Raw genomic sequence first — 20177 nt, 5'->3', positions numbered from 1 at the left:
TTGGCCGTACCCCTCTCCTCCGCTGGTCCTACGACCTGCGCGTTCGAGGGGCCGGACAGGCTCAGGAGGGATACGGCAGCAGCCCGCCCGCGATCTCCTCCCAGGCCCCTCTCAGCTCGGCCAGCAGCTCGGGCTCGTCCTCGGCGCGGTCGGCCTGCTCACGCTGGTCGGCGGCCAGGTCGTACAGGTGGTCCGCGCCCGCCGCGTCCCGGAAGTACTTCCAGTCCCCGCGCCGCAGCGCCCGCCCCGCCCGCACCCGCCAGAACAGATCGCGCTCCGGCACCTCCTCGCCGCGCAGCAGGTATCCGGCGAGACTCGTTCCGTCCAGCGGGTAGGCGGGGTCCGGCCGGGCGCCGCCGATCTCCAGCAGGGTCGCCGTCCAGTCGGGGGAGAAGTTCGGCTCATGGCTGACCTGGCGGCCGTCGATCCGGGCCGGCCAGCGCAGGATCGCCGGCACCCGGATGCCGCCCTCCAGCAGCCCGGACTTGGCGCCGCTGAGCGGCCAGTTGTAGGAGAAGCGCTCGCCACCGTTGTCGCTGGCGAACAGCACGAGCGTGTCCTCCTCCTGCCCGGACCGGCGCAGGGCGTCGAGGACCTCGCCGACGGCGGCGTCCAGGTCCTGGACCATCTCGACGTACTTGGCGACCGAGCCGCCGTCGTAATGGAACAGCGCCTTGCTGACCTCGGCCTGGGAGGTTGCTGCCCGTATCTTCGCCGCGATCGCGGCGCCGGCCTCCTCGTCGCCCTCGGCCAGCCAGGGCCAGTGCGGTGTGGTGAAGTTGAGGTTCAGCAGCCAGGGCGCGTCGTGGTCGCGGCCGACGTACTCGACGGCCCGCTCGGTCAGGACGGTGGTGTAGTACCGCAGGTCCCGGTACTCGGCGTCCCCTTCGTAAAGGTCGTACGTGCCGAGCTGGCCCAGCTTGGAGAAGTACTCCAGGACGCCCCCGAAGTTGCCGAAGAACTCGTCCCAGCCCGACTTGGTGGGGCTGTAGTCGGGCAGCCAGCCGCAGTGCCACTTGCCGATGAGCGCGGTGGAGTAACCGGCCTTCCTCAGCAGGGAGGCGAGGGTGGGGTGGCGCGGGTCGAGCCCCTGCGACCGGTTGGCGATGGGCTCGGCGAGCCCGCCGCGCGTACGGCCCGGATAGCGGCCGGTGTACAGGCTGAACCGGGTCGGGGAGCAGGTCGCCGAGCCGGAGTAGGCGTCGGTGAAGCGCACGCCCTGCCGGGCCAGCCGGTCCAGGTGCGGGGTGCGGATGTGCGGGGCGCCGTACGACGACAGATCGGCCCAGCCGAGGTCGTCGCCCAGGATCACCAGGATGTTCGGACGCCGGGAGGAGGCGGGGCGGGCCCTGAAGGGGCGTTCGGCGGCTTCGGCCGCGGTGGTCGTGGCGGCGACGGCGGACACGGCACCGCCGCCGACGAGACCACCGAAGGCACGGCGGGATATCTCGGGCATGCGCTTCAGTTGATCAGCGGGCCCCGGGCCACGGCCAGGAATCCGGCCGGGAGTTCACGGACCCGCAATGCTCCTTCAACACGGGAACCGCAACGCCCCTCGACACCGGACCCGCCATGCCCCCTCGGCAGACGCGGTTCAGCCGACCACCCTCAGCAGCAGCACCGCCCGCCCCGGCACCGTGATCGCCGTCCCCGCGCGATGGACCTCGCCCGGCGCCTCGTCCTGCTCCTCCCGTGCGGTGTCGACGACCAGTTCGTACTCCTCCGCCCACGGCGGCGCCGGCAGCACGAAGCTCGCCGGGCGGTCCCCGGCGTGCAGGACGGCCAGGAAACTGTCGTCCACGATCGGCGCGCCCCGCTCGTCCCGGCCGGGGATGTCCCGCCCGGACAGGTACATCCCGAGCGTGGCCGCGGGCGCGTACCAGTCCCCTTCCGTCATCTCGGTGCCCCGCGCGGTGAACCAGGCCAGGTCCCGCAGCCCGTCCGCCGAGTGCGCGCGCCCGGAGAAGAAGGCCCGGCGGCGCAGCACCGGATGCCGGTGGCGCAGCTCGATCAGCCGTGAGGTCAGCTCGAACAGCGCCTTCCAGCCCGGGTCGTCCAGCAACCCCCAGTCCAGCCAGCTGATCTCGTTGTCCTGGCAGTAGGCGTTGTTGTTGCCGCGCTGGGTCCGCCCCAGCTCGTCGCCCGCGACCAGCATCGGCACGCCCGTGGACAGCAGCAGGGTCGTCAGCAGGTTCCGCAACTGCCGCCGCCGCAGCCCCCGTACGCCCTCGTCGTCCGTCTCCCCTTCGGCGCCGCAGTTCCAGGCCCGGTTGTCGTCCGTGCCGTCGCGGTTGCCCTCGCCGTTGGCCTCGTTGTGCTTGCGCTCGTAGGAGACGAGGTCGCGCAGGGTGAAACCGTCATGGGCGGTCACGAAGTTCACCGAGGCGTACGGCCGCCTGCCGCCCCACGCGTACAGGTCGCTGGAGCCCGACAGCCGGTAGCCGAGATCCCGCACGTCCGGCAGCGCGCCGCGCCAGAAGTCCCGGACGGCGTTGCGGTACCGGTCGTTCCACTCGGTCCACAGCGGGGGAAAGGCGCCGACCTGGTAGCCGCCGGAACCCACGTCCCACGGCTCGGCGATCAGCTTCACCCGGCTCAGCAGGGGGTCCTGGGCGATGACGGCGAGGAAGGGGGAGAGCATGTCGACGTCGTGCATGGAGCGGGCCAGCGCGGCGGCGAGGTCGAAGCGGAAGCCGTCGACGCCCATCTCCGTGACCCAGTAGCGCAGGGAGTCGGTGATGAGCCGCAGGACGTGCGGCTGGACCACGTGGAGCGTGTTGCCGCAGCCGGTGTAGTCGGCGTATCGGCGCGCGTCGCCCTGGAGCCGGTAGTAGCCCCGGTTGTCGATGCCCTTCAAAGACAGCGTGGGCCCCAGCTCGCCCGCCTCCGCCGTGTGGTTGTAGACCACGTCGAGGATGACCTCGATCCCGGCCTCGTGCAGCGCCCGCACCATCCGCTTGAACTCGCCGACCTGCTGACCGGTCGTCCCCGAGGCCGCGTACCCGGCGTGCGGGGCGAAGTAGCCGATGGAGTTGTAGCCCCAGTAGTTCTTCAGGCCGCGCCGCAGCAGATGGTCCTCGTGCGCGAACTGGTGGACCGGCAGCAGCTCCACCGCCGTCACGCCCAGCTTGACCAGGTGCTCGATCGCCGCCGGGTGCGCGAGACCGGCGTACGTCCCGCGCAGCTCCTCCGGGATCCCCGGGTGCAGCTTGGTGAAGCCCCGCACGTGCACCTCGTAGATGACCGAGTCCGCCCACGGGGTCTTGGGCCGCCGGTCGTCCGTCCAGTCGTCGTCGTCGTGGACCACGACGCCCTTGGGGACGTACGGCGCCGAGTCCCGGTCGTCCCGGACGGTGTCCGCGACCTGCTGCTGCGGCCAGTCCCGGACATGGCCGTACACCTCCGGCGGCAGCCCGAAGTCGCCGTCCACCGCGCGGGCGTACGGGTCGAGCAGCAGCTTGGCCGGGTTCCAGCGGGCGCCGGTCCACGGATCCCAGCGGCCGTGCACCCGGAAGCCGTAGCGCTGTCCCGGCATCACGCCGGGCACGAAACCGTGCCAGATCTCGTGCGTCAGCTCGGTCAGCTTGGCCCGGGTCTCCCTGCCCGACTCGTCGAACAGACACAGCTCGACCGCCTCGGCGCCGCCCGCCCACAGCGCGAAGTTGGTCCCGGCCACCCCGTCGGGGCCCACCCGGAAGCGGGCGCCCAGCGGAGTCGGCGCGCCCGGCCACACGGGCACGCCCGGTGTCCGGCGCGCTGTTCCGTTCCGTACGGGCGCCGGGCCCTGCACGGCACGCTCCTGAGCCACTGCCTCACGCTCGGCTGCGCTGCTCGACACCTTCGGCCTCCCACGGCTCTCGGAACGACGTGGAAACGGGCATGCCGAGTCCCGGAAGCGGCTCCCCGTCGCGTCGTCCTCCCCACTGTTCTGCCCAGCGCTTGGCTCGCACTCACGTTTCCCCGGAGCGTGCCCGGTCGTTGGGCTCGTCGTGAGGCACGTACAAGGGCGCGCGCGGCGCGCGGGGGCCGCACTGGCCGCCGTACTGACATGGGCAGGACTGCTGGCCGGAGCGGCCGGCTGCACTTCGGACACCCCCGGCGGGGTGGGGCTGGGCGGGCTGGGCAGACCCCCGGCACCCAAGGAGGTGATCCAGGTCTCCCCGGACGACGGCAGCAAGGGGGTGGACCCCGAGGAGGAGCTGCGGGTCCGGGTGCCCAGCGGGCGCCTGGAGTCCGTGAAGGTCGTCAAGTCCCAGGACGCCCAGGAGACCCCGGTCCCCGGGCACATCTCCGCCGACGGGCTGCGCTGGGAACCCGACGACCGGCAGCTGGCGCTCGCCGCCCGCTACACGGTCGACGTCGTCGCCCTCGACGGCCACGGCCGCCGCTCCGCCCGGCACACCACCTTCGCCACCTACGTCCCCGAGGAGCGCTTCATCGGGTACGTGACCCCCGAGAACCGCGCCACCGTAGGCACCGGAATGATCGTCTCCCTGGAGTTCAACCGGGAGATCGAGAACCGCGCCGCCGTCGAACGGGCCGTCCATGTGACGGCCCGCCCGGCCGTGGAGATCCGGCCGCACTGGTTCGGCAAGGGCCGCCTCGACTTCCGCCCCGAGCGGTACTGGAAGCCCGGCACCCAGGTCACCGTCTCGCTCAAACTCCGTGACGTGGAGGGCGCGCCCGGGGTCTACGGCCTGCAGTACAAGACGTTCTCCTTCACCGTCGGCCGCCATCAGGTCTCCACCGTCGACGCGGCCGCGCACACCATGGACGTCCGGCGCGACGGCGAGCTGCTCGCCACCGTGCCGATCACGGCGGGCGCCCCGAAGACCACGACGTACAACGGCAAGATGGTGGTCACCGAGATGCTCGAAGTGACCCGGATGAACGGCGCGACGGTCGGCTTCACCGACAACGACGGCAAGGGCGAGTACGACATCCCCGACGTCCCGCACGCCATGCGGCTGACCCGGTCCGGCACCTTCCTGCACGGCAACTACTGGGCGCCGGACGCCTTCGGGAAGGTCAACGTGAGCCACGGCTGCGTGGGGCTCAGGGACGTCAAGGGCGGGGGCTCGGACACGCCCGCCGGCTGGTTCTTCGACCGCAGCCTGATCGGGGACGTCGTCGAGGTCGTCCACAGCAAGGACAAGAAGGTCGCTCCCGACAACGGCCTGGGCGGATGGAATATGGACTGGAAGGCGTGGAAGGCCGGGAGTGCGGTGAAGTAACGGGACACGGGCACCACTTGGCGCCCCTTTCCGTCCAAGTCGGTACCCCACTCGGTACGGAACGGTGACAAACGCGGGGCGCTGAGCGAGATGACCTTGTGGTTAATATGCGCCGAGCGCCTGCCGACGCGCGGGGGCGGGGGGCCTGACCGGGCCCGGCGAGGGGAGAGAAGGACTTGAACGTGCGACCGATATCGGGGGCGTCGGTTGGGGGGCGCAGGAGGCTTGCCGCGGTGCTCGCGGGGGGCCTCCTGCTGGCCGTCACCGCGTGCGGCGGGGGCTCGGACTCGGGCTCCGGCGACGGGAAGGGCAAGTCCGGGGGCACCTCCGGGCAGGCCGACAGCAAGCCGTCGCAGGCCGTGGTCTCCATAGCCCCGAAGGACGGCGCCAAGTCCGTCGAGACCAGCGGCGCCCTCGAGGTCAGCGCCGCCAAGGGCAAGCTGTCCGAGGTCGTCGTGAAGGACCCCAAGGGCAGGGCGATATCGGGGAAGATCACCGACGGGGGCGCCTCCTGGACGCCGTCCACGCATCTGGCGGCGTCCACGAAGTACACCGTGCACGCGGTCGCGAAGGACTCCGAGGGCCGCGAGACCACCGAGGACTCCAGCTTCACCACCCTCACGCCTCAGAACACCTTCCTCGGCACCTTCACCCCCGAGGACGGCTCCAAGGTCGGCGTCGGGATGTCCTTCTCGCTCCGCTTCGACCGGGGCATCACCAACCCGGACGAGGTCGAGAAGGCCGTCACCATCAAGACCGAGCCGGCCGTGGACGTCCAGGGCCACTGGTTCGGCAACGACCGCCTCGACTTCCGCCCCGAGAAGTACTGGAAGGAAGGCACCAAGGTCACCGTCCGTCTCAACCTCGACGGCGTCGAGGGCCGGGACGGCGTCTACGGCGAGCAGGACAAGACCGTCGACTTCACCATCGGGCGCGACCAGGTCTCCGTCGTCGACGTGAAGACCAGGAAGATGAAGGTCATGCAGGACGGCAAGGTCGTCAAGACCCTCCCCGTCACCACCGGCAAGCCCGGGTACGACACCTGGAACGGCCAGATGGTCATCACCGAGAAGTTCGTCGAGACCCGGATGAACGGCGACACGGTCGGCTACGACGGCGAGTACGACATCGACGACGTCCCGCACGCCATGCGCCTGAGCCAGTCCGGCACCTTCATCCACGGCAACTACTGGGGCGGCGACGCCTTCGGCAACTACAACGCCAGCCACGGCTGCGTCGGCCTGCGCGATGTGAAGGGCGCCTGGGACAGCAAGACCCCGGCCGCCTGGTTCTTCGACCACTCCATGATCGGCGACGTGGTGGTCGTGAAGAACTCCAACGACGCGACGATCGCCCCGGACAACGGCCTCAACGGCTGGAACATGTCCTGGGAGGAGTGGACGAAGTAGCGGGGGCCGGGGTTCTGCCGGGGGTTAGTCACCGTTAACCTGCGGGGCATGACCGTGAATCTCGAAGTCGCCGAGGGCGTGGGCACGCTCCGCCTGGACCGCCCCCCGATGAACGCGCTGGACGTCGCCACCCAGGACCGGCTCAAGGAGCTGGCCGAGGAGGCGAGCCGCCGCGACGATGTGCGCGCCGTGGTGATCTACGGCGGCGAGAAGGTGTTCGCGGCCGGCGCGGACATCAAGGAGATGCAGGCCATGGACCACACGGCCATGGTCCTGCGCGCCCGTGCCCTGCAGGACTCCTTCACCGCCGTGGCCCGCATCCCCAAGCCGGTGGTGGCGGCGGTGACGGGGTACGCCCTCGGCGGCGGCTGCGAGCTGGCGCTCTGCGCGGACTTCCGGATCGCCGGGGAGAACGCCAAGCTCGGCCAGCCGGAGATCCTGCTCGGTCTGATCCCGGGCGCGGGCGGCACCCAGCGGCTGTCCCGTCTGGTCGGCCCGTCGAAGGCCAAGGACCTCATCTTCACCGGCCGGATGGTCAAGGCGGACGAGGCGCTGTCCCTCGGCCTGGTGGACCGGGTGGTCCCGGCCGAGGAGGTGTACACCGCCGCGCACGAGTGGGCCGCGAAACTCGCCCAGGGGCCGGCGCTCGCGCTGCGCGCGGCGAAGGAGTCCGTCGACACCGGCCTCGAGACCGACATCGAGACGGGCCTCGCGGTGGAACGGAACTGGTTCGCCGGCCTGTTCGCGACCGAGGACCGGGAGCGCGGGATGCGGAGCTTCGTGGAGGAAGGCCCGGGCAAGGCGAAGTTCCTCTGAACCGGGGCGCCTGATCCGGTAAAAGTGCTTGCAATTGACGTGATGTCTGATCCGGGTCCCTCGATGGGACGGTTTATGGCAGCCTTAACTGAGCCTTAAGCCTGTCTTGTCGAGGAGGCCCGTCGATTGCCGTCAGCAGAGCCTCCGCCGCAGGTCAGACGGGCTGTGGAAGACTCCGAACTGCCTCTGGCATATGCCGATCGACGCTCGCGGAATGGTGGATTCCGGGGGGCGTATTCCGCGGGAACGGCCCCGGAGCGTGCTCTGGGCGGCCATGATGGGGGCATGGCGGGGCTGGAGGGTATCGAACAGCCGCGGGGACACAGCCGTGCGACCGCGGCGCGCTGGTCGCCTGCGGTCGAGGACGAACACGCCTTGAGGGCGCTGGAGTTGTTCGGCAATCCCACGGAGGCTGAGGTGGTGCTCCCTTCCCGCCCGGAGTCGGCGGCGACGGCTCGACGGCTCGCCCAGGTAGTGGTACTGCGCCAGTGGGGCCTGACGGCGAAAATGACGGAGGACGCCGTCTTACTGGTCTCGGAACTGGTGGGAAACGCGGTCCGCCACACCGGCGCCCGGGTGTTCGGCCTCCGGATGCGTCGGCGGCGCGGCTGGATCCGTATCGAGGTCCGCGATCCCTCGCGGGGCCTGCCCTGTCTGATGCCGGTTCAGGAGATGGACATCAGCGGCCGGGGTCTGTTCCTGGTGGACAAACTGGCCGACCGCTGGGGAGTGGACCTGCTGCCGCGGGGCAAGACGACCTGGTTCGAGATGCGGGTCGCGGACCGCTGACGCTCCCCTCCGCGTCGAGGGCACCGCCACCAAGCGGACCAATCGCCCGAATTCCACCCCATCCGCCCTTAAATAGGGCAGGTGACCACGACCGACCGCCGGACGGTCCTCAGCGCAGCCGCCGGACTCGTCACCGCCACGGCCCTCACCGCCGCCTGCACCACCACCGGCGCCGTCGCCCACCACGTCGCCCCCGCGCACCGCACCCCCCGCCGCATTCCGGGCCACGCCGCCCACCTCACCCACGGCCCCCGCGACACCCCCCGGGTGGCCCTCACCTTCCACGGCGACGGCGACCCCGCCACCGCCGACGCGATCCTCGAGGAAGCCGAGCGCCGAGGCGCCCACCTCACCGTCCTCGCCGTGGGCAGCTGGCTCGACGCGAACCCCCGCCTCGCCCGCCGCGTCCTCGACGGCGGCCACGACCTAGGCAACCACACCGAGCACCACCTCGACATCAACACGATGCCAAAGGCCCGGGCTCAGGCGGAGATCACCGCCTGTGCCCGGCGCCTGCGCCGCCTCACCGGTTCCATCGGCACCTGGTTCCGCCCCTCCCGGGCTCCCCGGGCCTCCCCGCTCGTCGCCCGTCTGGCCCGGGACGCCGGATACCCCCACGTTCTCTCCTACGACGTCGACTCCCTCGACTTCACCTCACCTGGCCCGGAGACCGTCACCCGCACGCTGGCCACGGACATCCGCCCCGGATCGATCGTGAGCCTGCACTTCGGCTACCCGGACACGGTCGCCGCCCTGCCCGCCGTACTCGACGACCTCGACCGTCGCGGACTGATCCCCGTCACCACCACGGAGTTGTTCAGCTGATGCACCGCTACCCCCCGCACCGCAACCTCGTCAGATCGACCCTCCTCGCCGGCGCCGTCCTCGCCGTGCTCGCCGCCTGCGGCACCGAGACCAGGAACAAGACCACCGACGCAGGTGGCACCAAGGCCGCCGCGGTCCCCGCGCCGCCGAAGAAGAAGCCGGTCCAGGGCCTGCCCGGGATGCCCCCGGTCCTCGACCCGAAGGACGTCTACGCCGCCGACCGCCCGAACAAGCTCTCCCCGGTGGTGAAGGACTTCCCGAGCCGGGTCTACGTCCCCAACACCGAGTCCGACACCGTCTCGGTCATCGACCCGAAGACGTACGAGATCATCGACACGATCCCGGTCGGCCGGCAGCCCCAGCACGTCGTCCCCTCCTGGGACATGAAGACCCTCTGGGTGAACAACAACCGCGGTCACACGCTCACCCCCATCGACCCGAAGACCGGCAAGGCGGGCAAGGAGGTGGAGGTGCACGACCCGTACAACCTCTACTTCACGCCCAACGGCAAGTACGCCGTGGTGATGGCCTCCCTCGACCGCGAGCTGGTCTTCCGCGACCCGCACACCATGAAGACGGTCAAGACCGAGCCGGTCACCTGCTACGGCGTCAACCACGCCGACTTCTCGCTGGACGGCAAGTACTTCATCGTCTCCTGCGAGTTCAGCGGTGAACTGCTCAAGGTCGACACCCAGAAGATGAAGGTGATCGGGCAGCAGAAGCTCCCCTTCGACGGCGCCATGCCGCAGGACGTCAAGATCTCCCCGGACGGCAAGAGGTTCTACATCGCCGACATGATGGCCGACGGCATGTGGGTCCTCGACGGCGACTCCTTCGCCGAGCCGAAGCTGCTGCGCACCGGCAAGGGCTGCCACGGCCTGTACGTCAGCCGCGACTCGCGCGAGATGTACGTCTCCAACCGCGGCGAGGGCACGGTGTCGGTCTTCGACTTCACCCGGAACGAGCTCACCAAGAAGTGGCACCTGCCCGACGGCGGCAGCCCCGACATGGGCGGGGTCTCGGCGGACGGCAAGGTCCTGTGGCTGTCGGGGCGTTACGACGCCGAGGTGTACGCCATCGACACCCGTACCGGCAGCCAGCTGGCCCGCATCCCCGTGGGCAGCGGCCCGCACGGCCTGGCGGTGTACCCGCAGCCGGGGCGCTACTCGCTGGGTCACACCGGCATCTTCCGCTGACGCCGCACGGCGCCGAGATCACGAGCGGCCGCGAGAGCGATCCGCACCGCGAGGCCCGGCGCTGAGCAGCAGCTCCGATCCCACGGGACGGTAGCCGGCCGCCTGGAACGCCCGCAGACTGCGGGCGTTCCCCGCCGAGACCTGCGCCCACACCGGCTCGCCCTCGCCCAACTGCCGTGCCGCTCGCGCCAGTTCACGCCCCAACCCGCGATGCCGTACCGCGTCCGCCACCTCGACCGCGGCCTCCAGCCGCCCCGCGACCCCGCGCCCGAGGACCAGGACACCGCCCAGCGCGGCCCACACCCGCACGTCGTCCCGGCGCCTGCGCGAGGACACCACGCGAGAATGCCCGGGATCGTCGATCTCCGTCAGCTCCACGACGGGCCGCCCCGGCAGCGGAGTGCCGACCGTCATCACGTCGATCGTGTCCGCCCGGCGTCCGGTCCGTTCCATCAGGGCCGCCAGGAACAGCGGGTTCATGGTCGCCGCGAGTGCGTCGCAGTCCAGCCCGCCGAGCGTCTCGTACACCCAGTCCTCGTCCTCGTCCGTGGCGATCACGGAGTGCGCGGTGAAGGCGAAGACCCCGGCGTCCCGGTAGGAGGGCTGGGGCACGACGGTCGTACGGCCGTCCGGAGGCGGGAAGATCCCCTCGGCCGCCGCGTCGAGAATGTCCTTCAAGGTCTCCACGCGTGCTCCCCGGGGTGTGGTCGCGGCACCGGCCGCTCGGACGGCCAGTTAATCTGACCTCCGGCAACAAGCCGCAAGGTACGACGGAAAAGGGGCGGATCGGTGGCCGACATCGACGAGGCACGCAAGCATTTCGAGCGGATCGACACGGACGGTGACGGCTTCATCACCGCGGCCGAGTTCAAGACCGCCCTCGCCCAGGGCGGCGACTGGAACGTCACCGAGGCCGTAGCCGAGGCCATCATCAAGTCCCGCGACCTCAACGGCGACAAGGTGCTGTCCTTCGACGAGTTCTGGACGTACCTGAACAAGTGACGCGTGCGGACAGGGGGGCGCCTGTCGGGCGCCCCCCTTCCCGTCTCAGGACGCCCGTCTGCGGTACTGGCCCGGCGCCACCCCGAACTCCCTCTTGAACGCCTTGGCGAAGGCGAACTCCGAGGCGTAGCCGGTGCGTTGGGCGATCAGGCGGAGCGGTACATCGTCCTCGCGCAGCAGCCGGCCCGCCGTCGTCATGCGCCACCAGGTCAGATACGTCAGCGGCGGCGTCCCCACCAGCGTCGTGAACCGGCGGGCGAAGGCCGCGCGGGACAGGCCGCCGCGGGCGCCGAGCTCCTCCACCGTCCACAGGTGCGCCGGGTCGCCGTGGATCGCGCGCAGCGCCGCAGCGACCGCCGGGTCGGCGAGAGCCGCCGCCCAGCCGGTGGGATGCCCGGAGCCATGGCGCTCCCGCAGCCACCAGGCCCGCAGGATGTAGAGCAGCAGGGTGTCCAGCAGCGAGGTCACGATGGTGTCCGAGCCCGGTTGGGGGTCCGCCAGCTCGGCGCCCAGCAGCTCCACCGCCGCCCGCAGTGAGCGGTGCGTGCCGACGCGGGCGGGCAGATGCACCACCTCGGGCAGCTCGGTCAGCAGCGGGTGGGCGCGGGAGCGGTCCAGCAGGTACGCGCCGCACAGCATGACGGTGGTCGGGGGCCCCGAGCCCACCGGATCGGGGGACAGCTCCGGCCAGGTGCCGTCGTCCTTGAGCCGCACCTCCTCCATCGGCACGTCCAGGTCGCTGGCCACCCCGTGTCCGCTGCCGCTCGCCAGGAACACCACGTCACCGGGGGCGAGTTGGACCGGTTCGCCGTGCCCGGGGATCAGCCAGGCGGACCCCCTGAGCAGTACATGGAACCCGGCGCCGGACGAGGCCTCGAAGCGCATGCCCCAGGGTCCGTACTTGTCCTGGCGGGAGGAGTGCGGCCGCCCGGTGCGCATGGCGGCGACGGCGTCGCTGAGGACATCCATGCCCGCACCATAGCGCCCATATTGACCAGCGAGACGAAGAGACATGAATAAGAGACCGACGGACATGGATCGTCTCACGGCGCCCTCGTACCGTCGTTTTCATGCCAACTACCGCACGTACCGTGCTCTTTCATGAGATCGGCGGCCCCGAGGTGCTGGTGATCGAGGACGCGCCCCTGCCCGAGAGGCCCGGACCGGGTGAAGTCACCCTCCGCGTCGAGGCGTTGGGCCTGAACCGCGCCGAAGCCCTCTTCCGCTCGGGCGCCTACTACTACCAGCCGACGCTCCCGGGCTCCCGGCTCGGCTACGAGGCTTCCGCCGTCGTGGAGGCGGTCGGTGAGGGCGTCACCGAACTCGCTGTCGGCGACCCGGTGATGACAGGACCCGGGATCGAGTTCGGCACCCAGGGCGTGTACGCCGAGCGGGTCGTCCTGCCGCAGTCCGCCGTCGTACGGCGCCCCGCCTCCGTCGACCCGGTGGCCGGGGCCGCCGCCTGGCTGACGTACACCACCGCCTACGGCGGCCTGCTGGAGACGGCGGGCCTGCGCCCCGGGGACCACGTCCTGATCACCGGCGGGTCCAGCGGTGTCGGCACGGCGGCGATCCAGGTCGCCCGGCGCGTGGGCGCGATCCCGGTGGTCACGACCCGCACGGAGGACAAGCGCAAGCAGTTGCTGGACCTGGGCGCGGCAGAGGTGATCGTGACCGACGGCGCGGGCGAGGGGACGGTGGCCGAGGAGGTCCGCCGCGTCACCGACGGCCGAGGCGTGGAGGTGATCTTCGACGCGATCGGCGGCCCTGGCTTCAAGGAGGTGGCGGGCGCCCTCGCGGAGGGCGGTTGCGCGGTCGTCTACGGCTGGCTGGACGGCCGCCCCACCGAGATCCCCTTCAACTGGCCCTTCACGATCCACACGTACGCCAACATGGCCCTCGCCGTCACCCCTGGCGGCCGCCGCCGCTCCACCGCCTTCCTCAACGCCGGCCTGGCGGACGGCGGCTTCCGCCCGGTGATCGCGGAGGTCTTCGAGGGCCTGGAGAGCATCCAGGACGCCCACCGGCTGATGGAGTCGAACCGGCATACGGGGAAGATCGTCGTACGGCTCTGAGGGGGCGGGCGGAATAGCCGGAGAGCCGACGGGGTTGGCGCACGGTATATGCGCGTGCATCAACAATGAAGGGTGGCACTCTCATGAAGATCGGCATCATCGGCGCGGGCAACATCGGCGGAAACCTCACCCGGCGGCTCACCGCCCTCGGGCACGAGGTGTCCGTCGCCAACTCACGCGGACCCCGGACGCTCACCGAGCTGGCGGCGGAGACCGGGGCGACCGCCGTACCCGTGGAGGAGGCCGCGCGGGGCGCCGAGATCGTCGTGGTCACCGTCCCGCTGAAGGCCGTGGCGGACCTTCCGGCGGGTGTGCTGGACGGGGCGGCCGAGGGGGCCGCCGTGATCGACACCGGCAACTACTACCCGAAGCAGCGGGACGGGAGGATCGCCGGGATCGAGGACGAGGGCCTCACCGAGAGCCGCTGGACCGAACGGCAGCTCGGGCACCCGGTGATCAAGGCCTTCAACGGCACCTACGCCCAGGACATCCTGGACCGCCACCGCCCGGCCGGCGACCCCGACCGCATGGCCCTCCCGGTCGCCGGGGACGACGAGGCTGCCAAGGCGAAGGTCCGCGCCCTGATCGACGAACTCGGCTATGACACCGTCGACGCGGGCGGCATCGACGACTCCTGGCGCCAGCAGCCCGACACCCCCGTCTACGGTCTGCGGGCGGGAGTCGAGGAGGTCACCAAGGCCCTGGCGGAGGCCTCCCCGGACCGCAAGCCGGAGTTCAGGGCCTGAGGCCGGCCGCTCAGACGGTCTCCACAGGCAGGTGCGGCCCGTCGGCGACGCGCCCTTCTCGTTGTCGCCGGGCCGCACTCAGTTGTTCTGGGCCCACTCCCGCAGAGCGGCCTTGCTCGCGAAATCCGCGACGTTGCGGTCCAGCGGATCGTCCGTGTACTGGTGGAAGCGCCACTTGGCCCGGATGCGGGGCTTGCCGGCGGTGACGTAGTCCGCGATCCAGAGGCCGTCACCGGCGTAGGACGTCCGGTCGATGTTGAGCCAGTAGTTCCTGTTGCAGTAGAGCACGACCGGGTTGTTCGGCCGCAGTTCCTTCACCTTGCGGATGAAGAGGTCCTTCTCCGCGTTGCCGGCGTGCGTGCCGTCGCTCGTCGTCTCCCAGTCGACCGCGAGGATGTCACCTGCCTTCTCCGGGGCGTGCTTGACGAAGTACTCGGCCTGGGCGGAGAGGTTGCCGGGCCAGAGGAAGTGGTAGAAGCCGACCACCAGGCCCGCCTCGCGCGCTCGCTTCGTCTGGGCCGACAGCTTCGGGTTGACGTACGAGCGGCCCTCCGTCGCCTTGATGAAGACGAAGGAGAGGCCGTCCGTGTCGTAGTTCGAGGACTGGTACGCGCTCACGTCGATGCCGCGCAACATCGTGGGGGACTCCCTGAAGTGTGAGTGGGGGGACGGGAGTTGTTGATGCCCCATATGCGCCCGGCCGGAACGCTCAGCACTCGATGATGTTCACCGCGAGCCCGCCCCGCGCCGTCTCCTTGTACTTGACGCTCATGTCGGCGCCGGTGTCCTTCATCGTCTTGATGACCTTGTCGAGGGAGACAAGGTGCGAGCCGTCGCCGCGCATGGACATCTTCGCCGCGGTGACCGCCTTCACCGCGGCCATGCCGTTGCGCTCGATGCACGGGATCTGGACGAGGCCGCCGACCGGGTCGCAGGTCAGGCCGAGGTTGTGCTCCATGCCGATCTCGGCCGCGTTCTCCACCTGCTCCGGGGAGCCGCCGAGCACCTCGGCCAGCGCGCCCGCCGCCATCGAGCACGCCGAGCCCACCTCGCCCTGGCAGCCGACCTCGGCGCCGGAGATGGACGCGTTCTCCTTGAAGAGCATGCCGATCGCGCCCGCGGCCAGCAGGAAGCGGACGACGCCGTCCTCGTCGGCGCCCGGCACGAAGTTGATGTAGTAGTGGAGGACGGCGGGGATGATGCCCGCGGCGCCGTTCGTCGGGGCCGTCACCACGCGGCCGCCCGCCGCGTTCTCCTCGTTGACCGCCATCGCGTAGAGCGTGATCCACTCCATGGCGTGCGCGAGCGGATCGCCCTCGGCCCGCAGCTGGCGCGCGGACATCGCGGCCCTGCGCCGCACCCGCAGCCCGCCCGGCAGGATGCCCTCCCGGGACATGCCGCGCGACACGCACGCCTGCATGACCCGCCAGATCTCCAGCAGACCGGTCCGGATCTCCTCCTCGGTCCGCCAGGCCCGCTCGTTCTCCAGCATCAGGGACGAGATCGAAAGACCCGTCTCCTTGGTCAGGCGCAGCAGCTCGTCACCCGTGCGGAAGGGGTACTTCAGCACCGTGTCGTCGAGCTTGATGCGGTCGGCGCCGACCGCGTCCTCGTCCACGACGAAGCCGCCGCCGACGGAGTAGTACGTCTTCGACAGGAGCTCGGCCCCCGAGGCGTCGTACGCCCATATCGTCATGCCGTTGGCGTGGTACGGCAGCGTCTCGCGCCGGTGCAGGACGAGATCGTCGTCGAAGGAGAACGGGATCTCGTGCTCGCCGAGCAGGGAGAGCCGGCCGGCCGACTTGATCGTCTCGACCCGCTCGTCAGCCGTCTCCACGTCCACCGTCCGCGGCGAGGAGCCCTCCAGGCCCAGCAGCACCGCCTTGGGGGTGCCGTGGCCGTGTCCGGTCGCGCCCAGCGAGCCGTACAGCTCGGAGCGGACCGAGGCGACGGAGGGCAGCAGGCCCTCGTTGCGCAGTCGGCGGGCGAACATACGGGCCGCACGCATCGGGCCGACCGTGTGGGAGCTCGACGGGCCGATGCCGATCGAGAACAGGTCGAAGACCGAGATGGCCACGGGGAACTCCTCAAAAAGGGGTGGGGGCACACATCCTTGGGCGCCCCCACCAGGGAACTACTACTTGCTCAGGCCGGGGTACAGCGGGTGCTTGTCGGCCAGGGCCTTGACCCGGGCCTTCAGCGCCTCCACGTCGTACGACGGCTTCAGCGCCTGTGCGATCACGTCCGCGACCTCGGCGAAGTCCTCGGCGGTGAAGCCGCGGGTGGCCAGGGCCGGGGTGCCGATCCGCAGACCCGAGGTCACCATCGGCGGGCGCGGGTCGTTGGGGACGGCGTTGCGGTTGACCGTGATGCCGACCTCGTGGAGTCGGTCCTCGGCCTGCTGTCCGTCCAGCTCGGACTCGCGCAGGTCGACGAGGATCAGGTGCACGTCCGTGCCGCCGGACAGGACGTTCACCCCGGCCTCACGGGCGTCGGGGGCGGTCAGCCGCTCGGCGAGGATGCGGGCACCCTCCACCGTACGCCGCTGGCGCTCCTTGAAGTCCTCCGAGGCCGCGACCTTGAAGGAGACCGCCTTCGCGGCGATCACGTGCTCCAGCGGGCCGCCCTGGAAACCGGGGAAGACCGAGGAGTTCAGCTTCTTGGCGAAGTCGGTGCCGCGGGCGAGGATGATGCCGCCGCGCGGCCCGCCCAGGGTCTTGTGGGTGGTGGAGGTGACCACGTCGGCGTACGGCACCGGGTTCGGGTGCAGCCCCGCCGCGACCAGCCCGGCGAAGTGCGCCATGTCGACCCACAGGTACGCCTCGACCTCGTCGGCGATCCGACGGAACTCGGCGAAGTCCAGCTGCCGCGGATAGGCCGACCAGCCGGCGATGATCACCTTGGGGCGGTGCTCCTTGGCCAGGCGCTCGACCTCGGCCATGTCGACCAGGCCGGCCTCGTCGACGTGGTAGGCGACCACGTTGAACTGCTTGCCGGAGAAGTTCAGCCGCATGCCGTGGGTGAGGTGGCCGCCGTGGGCCAGGTCCAGGCCGAGGATCGTGTCGCCGGGCTGGGCCAGCGCGAACAGCGCGGCCTGGTTGGCGGAGGCGCCGGAGTGGGGCTGGACGTTGGCGTAGGCGGCGCCGAACAGCTCCTTGACCCGGTCGATGGCGATCTGCTCGGCGACGTCGACGTGCTCGCAGCCGCCGTAGTAGCGGCGGCCCGGGTAGCCCTCGGCGTACTTGTTGGTCAGGACCGAGCCCTGCGCCTCCATGACCGCCAGCGGAGCGAAGTTCTCCGAGGCGATCATCTCGAGCGTGGACTGCTGACGGCCCACCTCGGCGTCGACCGCGGCGGCGATCTCCGGGTCGAGCTCGTGCAGGGGAGTGTTGAGAAGAGTCATCTACGATCCTCAGCCGGCGGAGAAGGCGGTGTACTCGTCGGCGGAGAGCAGCTCGGCCGGCTCCTCCGCCACGCGTACCTTGAACAGCCAGCCGCCCTCGAAGGGGGCGGAGTTCACCAGGGACGGGTCGTTGACGACGTCCTCGTTGATCTCGGTGACCTCGCCGCTGACCGGGGAGTACAGGTCGCTGACCGACTTGGTGGACTCCAGCTCGCCACAGGACTCGCCCGCGGTCACCGTGGAGCCGACCTCGGGGAGCTGGGCGTAGACGACGTCACCGAGCGCGTTGGCCGCGAACTCCGTGATGCCGACCGTCGAGACGCCGTCCTCGGCGACCGACAGCCACTCGTGCTCCTTGCTGTAGCGCAGCTGCTGGGGGTTGCTCATGGCCTGAATTCTCCTGTACGCGGGGGAGTGCTGATGAATGGGGGACTGCTGGAGGCGTGCGTGAGCAGCGGTGATGTGCTCAGCATCACCTACGGCTACTACTTCTGACGCTTGTAGAACGGCAGCGCCACGACCTCGTACGGCTCGTGACTGCCCCGGATGTCCACGCCGACACCGGCCGTGCCGGGCGCCGAGTGCGCGGCGTCGACGTAGGCCATGGCGATCGGCTTGCCCAGCGTGGGGGAGGGGGCGCCGGAGGTGATCTCGCCGATGACCTGGCCGGCGGCGACGACCGGGTACCCGGCGCGCGGGACCCGGCGGCCCTCGGCGATCAGGCCGACGAGGACGCGCGGCGGGTTGCCCTCCGCGCGGGCGGCGGCCTCGGTGAGCGCCTCGCGCCCGACGAAGTCGCCCTCCTTCTCGAACTTGACCACCCGGCCGAGCCCGGCGTCGAAGGGGGTGAGGCCGGTCGTCAGCTCGTGCCCGTACAGGGGCATCCCCGCCTCCAGGCGCAGGGTGTCCCGGCAGGACAGCCCGCAGGGGACCAGACCGACGGGCGCGCCGGCCTCGGTCAGCGCCTGCCACAGCGTCTCGGCGTCCGAGGGCTTCACGAACAGCTCGAAGCCGTCCTCGCCGGTGTACCCGGTGCGCGCGATCAGCGCCGGGACGCCCGCGACGGTGCCGGGCAGGCCCGCGTAGTACTTCAGGCCGTCGAGGTCGGCGTCGGTGAGCGACTTCAGGATGCCCGGGGACTCGGGGCCCTGGACGGCGATCAGCGCGTACGCGTCCCGGTCGTCACGGACCTCGGCGTCGAAACCGGCGGAACGATCCACCAGGGCGTCCAGCACGACCTGGGCGTTCGAGGCGTTGGCGACGACCATGTACTCGGTCTCCGCGAGCCGGTAGACGATCAGGTCGTCCAGGATGCCGCCGTCGGCCCGGCAGATCATGGTGTACCGGGCGCGGCCGACGCCGACGGAGGCGATGTTCCCGACCAGGGCGAAGTTCAGCAGCCGGGCCGCCTGCGGTCCGGTCACGGTGATCTCGCCCATGTGGGAGAGGTCGAAGAGGCCGGCCTTGGTGCGCACGGCGTTGTGCTCGTCCCGCTCGGAGCCGTAGCGCAGCGGCATGTCCCAGCCGGCGAAGTCGGTCATGGTCGCGCCCAGCGAGCGATGCAGGGCATCGAGGGCGGTACGACGGGGTTCGGTGCTGCTCATCGGACGGATGTCTCCCAAGGCATGACGGGCGAGGTCGTTCCTCCCCATCTGTCATCGGAACCTGAGAGGTTCGCCATGACCCCCAGTGGGCATGGCTTGCACCTTGGGTGGGACCACCACAGGGGCGGTCCGCTTTTCAGATGTGCCTCGCCCGCGCGGTAACGGGGCCTGAGAGATTCAAGGGAGGGACTTGCTCCTTCGGCGCCCCAGCTCAAGGCTGGGAACTCTCCCGCGCGGATTCAAACGGCCGGTATGCAGTTGGCGCGGACATCATTGCACGCATCGGTCCGGTCCGGCAGGGCCGCATCTGTAACCGGGCTGTGGCGGTACGCGTACAGAAACGGAAGGCGCACGGCATTACCTTCTCTTTACGCTCAACGGGCAGGTGCTCTACCTGACCCAGGGGAGGACGATCACGTTGAACAGGACCACGGCGTACGCGACCACCACGGGCATCGCGGTGCCCCGGCAGCCCGCTGCCCCCGTTCTCGAGGGCTGCGCCCCGGTCGTACGCGATCTGCGCGAGCGCGGCGGTCGCAGCCCGCACGCGCTGCTCTTCGGGCCCCAGGACCTCGTCGTGATCACCGGCCTGCCCGGCAGCGGCAAGTCCACGCTGATGAAGCGGGCCGTGAAGGGCACCCGCATCGACTCCCAGGACACCCGGGACCGCTGGGACGCCCGCATGCCCGGCTTCCTTCCCTACGCCGTCTACCGCCCCCTCGTCCGCCTGGCCCACTACGCCGGTCTGTGGCGAGCCCTCCGTTCCGGCCAGGGCGTCGTCGTGCACGACTGCGGTACGCAGGCCTGGGTACGCGGCTGGCTCGCCCGCGAGGCCCGGCGCCGGGGCGGCGCCCTGCACCTGCTCGTGCTGGACGTCACCCCGGACCAGGCCCTGGAGGGCCAGCGGGAGCGCGGCCGGGGCGTGTCCCGATACGCCTTCCTGCGGCACCGCACGGCGGCCGGGCGGCTGCTGCGCGCGGTGGAGAAGGGGGAACTGCCCCAGGGCTGCGGGTCGGCGGTGCTGATCGACCGGCCCGCGGCGGGAGTGCTGCGCCGGATCGGCTTCACGGGCTGATTC

The 20177-nt window shown here is 70.7% G+C and carries 19 protein-coding genes and 2 riboswitches; of the genes, 10 read left to right on the top strand and 9 right to left on the bottom strand.

The window, feature by feature from the left end; all coding sequences use genetic code 11:
- Positions 1-61 precede the first annotated feature (61 nt).
- Together ACWDRW_RS09985 and glgX are read right to left on the bottom strand one after the other, a co-directional pair.
- Positions 62-1456, bottom strand: a complete 1395-nt coding sequence (locus ACWDRW_RS09985; protein ID WP_451721799.1) for a sulfatase family protein — start codon at positions 1454-1456, stop codon at positions 62-64.
- Between the two features lie 138 nt (positions 1457-1594).
- Positions 1595-3838, bottom strand: a complete 2244-nt coding sequence (gene glgX / locus ACWDRW_RS09980; protein WP_451721798.1) for a glycogen debranching protein GlgX — start codon at positions 3836-3838, stop codon at positions 1595-1597.
- Positions 3839-3989: 151 nt separating this feature from the next.
- Between glgX and ACWDRW_RS09975 the strand changes: the two genes are divergently transcribed.
- From ACWDRW_RS09975 to ACWDRW_RS09950, 6 genes are all read left to right on the top strand, one after another.
- The gene (locus ACWDRW_RS09975; protein ID WP_451721797.1) at positions 3990-5234 is read left to right on the top strand and encodes an Ig-like domain-containing protein; all 1245 of its coding nucleotides are present in this window, start codon (positions 3990-3992) and stop codon (positions 5232-5234) included.
- A 176-nt stretch (positions 5235-5410) separates the two neighbouring features.
- A complete protein-coding gene (locus tag ACWDRW_RS09970; RefSeq protein ID WP_451721796.1) occupies positions 5411-6643 on the top strand; it encodes a L,D-transpeptidase in 1233 nt (410 codons plus the stop codon).
- Positions 6644-6691: 48 nt separating this feature from the next.
- Positions 6692-7459, top strand: a complete 768-nt coding sequence (locus tag ACWDRW_RS09965; protein ID WP_451721795.1) for an enoyl-CoA hydratase/isomerase family protein — start codon at positions 6692-6694, stop codon at positions 7457-7459.
- A gap of 285 nt (positions 7460-7744) precedes the next feature.
- Positions 7745-8248 carry an ATP-binding protein gene (locus ACWDRW_RS09960; protein WP_451721794.1) on the top strand — a complete coding sequence of 168 codons (504 nt, stop codon included), beginning with the start codon at positions 7745-7747 and terminating at the stop codon, positions 8246-8248.
- 81 nt (positions 8249-8329) lie between these two features.
- Positions 8330-9073: a polysaccharide deacetylase family protein gene (locus ACWDRW_RS09955; RefSeq protein WP_451721793.1), complete on the top strand. Its 744-nt coding sequence runs from the start codon at positions 8330-8332 to the stop codon at positions 9071-9073.
- Positions 9073-10269, top strand: a complete 1197-nt coding sequence (locus tag ACWDRW_RS09950) for a YncE family protein (protein WP_451721792.1) — start codon at positions 9073-9075, stop codon at positions 10267-10269. The genes ACWDRW_RS09955 and ACWDRW_RS09950 overlap by 1 nt, the downstream gene beginning before the upstream one ends.
- 18 nt (positions 10270-10287) lie before the next feature.
- Here the strand turns inward: ACWDRW_RS09950 and ACWDRW_RS09945 are convergent, their stop codons facing one another.
- A complete protein-coding gene (locus ACWDRW_RS09945; protein WP_451721791.1) occupies positions 10288-10956 on the bottom strand; it encodes a GNAT family N-acetyltransferase in 669 nt (222 codons plus the stop codon).
- A 102-nt stretch (positions 10957-11058) separates the two neighbouring features.
- Here ACWDRW_RS09945 and ACWDRW_RS09940 point away from each other — a divergent pair, with 102 nt between their 5' ends.
- A complete protein-coding gene (locus ACWDRW_RS09940) occupies positions 11059-11271 on the top strand; it encodes an EF-hand domain-containing protein (protein WP_451721790.1) in 213 nt (70 codons plus the stop codon).
- Positions 11272-11316: 45 nt separating this feature from the next.
- On the opposite strand, the gene ACWDRW_RS09935 is transcribed toward ACWDRW_RS09940, so the two are convergent.
- Positions 11317-12240: an AraC family transcriptional regulator gene (locus ACWDRW_RS09935; protein WP_451721789.1), complete on the bottom strand. Its 924-nt coding sequence runs from the start codon at positions 12238-12240 to the stop codon at positions 11317-11319.
- A 101-nt stretch (positions 12241-12341) separates the two neighbouring features.
- On the opposite strand from ACWDRW_RS09935, the gene ACWDRW_RS09930 reads away from it, so the two are divergent.
- Positions 12342-13346: a zinc-dependent alcohol dehydrogenase family protein gene (locus tag ACWDRW_RS09930; RefSeq protein ID WP_451721788.1), complete on the top strand. Its 1005-nt coding sequence runs from the start codon at positions 12342-12344 to the stop codon at positions 13344-13346.
- A gap of 83 nt (positions 13347-13429) precedes the next feature.
- Complete coding sequence (locus ACWDRW_RS09925) at positions 13430-14092, top strand: NADPH-dependent F420 reductase (protein ID WP_451721787.1); 663 nt, start codon at positions 13430-13432, stop codon at positions 14090-14092.
- A gap of 78 nt (positions 14093-14170) precedes the next feature.
- On the opposite strand, the gene ACWDRW_RS09920 is transcribed toward ACWDRW_RS09925, so the two are convergent.
- The 5 genes from ACWDRW_RS09920 to gcvT all read right to left on the bottom strand — a co-directional run bounded on the left by ACWDRW_RS09920 (position 14171) and on the right by gcvT (position 19099).
- Positions 14171-14728: a glycoside hydrolase family 25 protein gene (locus ACWDRW_RS09920; RefSeq protein WP_451721786.1), complete on the bottom strand. Its 558-nt coding sequence runs from the start codon at positions 14726-14728 to the stop codon at positions 14171-14173.
- A gap of 73 nt (positions 14729-14801) precedes the next feature.
- Positions 14802-16169, bottom strand: coding sequence for an L-serine ammonia-lyase (locus tag ACWDRW_RS09915; RefSeq protein ID WP_451721785.1), 1368 nt, complete (start codon positions 16167-16169; stop codon positions 14802-14804).
- A gap of 60 nt (positions 16170-16229) precedes the next feature.
- On the bottom strand, positions 16230-17495 hold the full coding sequence (gene glyA / locus ACWDRW_RS09910; protein WP_451721784.1) for a serine hydroxymethyltransferase: 1266 nt from the start codon (positions 17493-17495) through the stop codon (positions 16230-16232).
- A 9-nt stretch (positions 17496-17504) separates the two neighbouring features.
- Positions 17505-17882, bottom strand: a complete 378-nt coding sequence (gene gcvH, locus ACWDRW_RS09905) for a glycine cleavage system protein GcvH (protein ID WP_451721783.1) — start codon at positions 17880-17882, stop codon at positions 17505-17507.
- A gap of 98 nt (positions 17883-17980) precedes the next feature.
- Complete coding sequence (gene gcvT / locus ACWDRW_RS09900; RefSeq protein ID WP_451721782.1) at positions 17981-19099, bottom strand: glycine cleavage system aminomethyltransferase GcvT; 1119 nt, start codon at positions 19097-19099, stop codon at positions 17981-17983.
- Positions 19100-19137: 38 nt separating this feature from the next.
- Positions 19138-19245, bottom strand: a riboswitch (glycine riboswitch).
- A riboswitch (glycine riboswitch) is annotated at positions 19246-19341 on the bottom strand.
- 176 nt (positions 19342-19517) lie between these two features.
- Between gcvT and ACWDRW_RS09895 the strand changes: the two genes are divergently transcribed.
- Positions 19518-20174, top strand: a complete 657-nt coding sequence (locus ACWDRW_RS09895; RefSeq protein WP_451721781.1) for an AAA family ATPase — start codon at positions 19518-19520, stop codon at positions 20172-20174.
- The last annotated feature ends 3 nt before the right edge of the window (positions 20175-20177 follow it).

It is taken from the genome of Streptomyces sp. NPDC003635, assembly GCF_053587635.1.
This window is presented reverse-complemented; position numbering and strand designations above follow the sequence as displayed.

Bases quoted from the DNA above. Each gene is read 5' to 3' on its own strand.
- ACWDRW_RS09925 (WP_451721787.1), top strand. From the start codon at position 13,430: ATGAAGATCGGCATCATCGGCGCGGGCAACATCGGCGGAAACCTCACC.
- glyA (WP_451721784.1), bottom strand. From the start codon at position 17,495: ATGACTCTTCTCAACACTCCCCTGCACGAGCTCGACCCGGAGATCGCC.
- gcvH (WP_451721783.1), bottom strand. From the start codon at position 17,882: ATGAGCAACCCCCAGCAGCTGCGCTACAGCAAGGAGCACGAGTGGCTG.
- ACWDRW_RS09935 (WP_451721789.1), bottom strand. From the start codon at position 12,240: ATGGATGTCCTCAGCGACGCCGTCGCCGCCATGCGCACCGGGCGGCCG.
- ACWDRW_RS09965 (WP_451721795.1), top strand. From the start codon at position 6,692: ATGACCGTGAATCTCGAAGTCGCCGAGGGCGTGGGCACGCTCCGCCTG.
- ACWDRW_RS09930 (WP_451721788.1), top strand. From the start codon at position 12,342: ATGCCAACTACCGCACGTACCGTGCTCTTTCATGAGATCGGCGGCCCC.
- ACWDRW_RS09950 (WP_451721792.1), top strand. From the start codon at position 9,073: ATGCACCGCTACCCCCCGCACCGCAACCTCGTCAGATCGACCCTCCTC.
- ACWDRW_RS09960 (WP_451721794.1), top strand. From the start codon at position 7,745: ATGGCGGGGCTGGAGGGTATCGAACAGCCGCGGGGACACAGCCGTGCG.
- ACWDRW_RS09985 (WP_451721799.1), bottom strand. From the start codon at position 1,456: ATGCCCGAGATATCCCGCCGTGCCTTCGGTGGTCTCGTCGGCGGCGGT.
- ACWDRW_RS09920 (WP_451721786.1), bottom strand. From the start codon at position 14,728: ATGTTGCGCGGCATCGACGTGAGCGCGTACCAGTCCTCGAACTACGAC.
- gcvT (WP_451721782.1), bottom strand. From the start codon at position 19,099: ATGAGCAGCACCGAACCCCGTCGTACCGCCCTCGATGCCCTGCATCGC.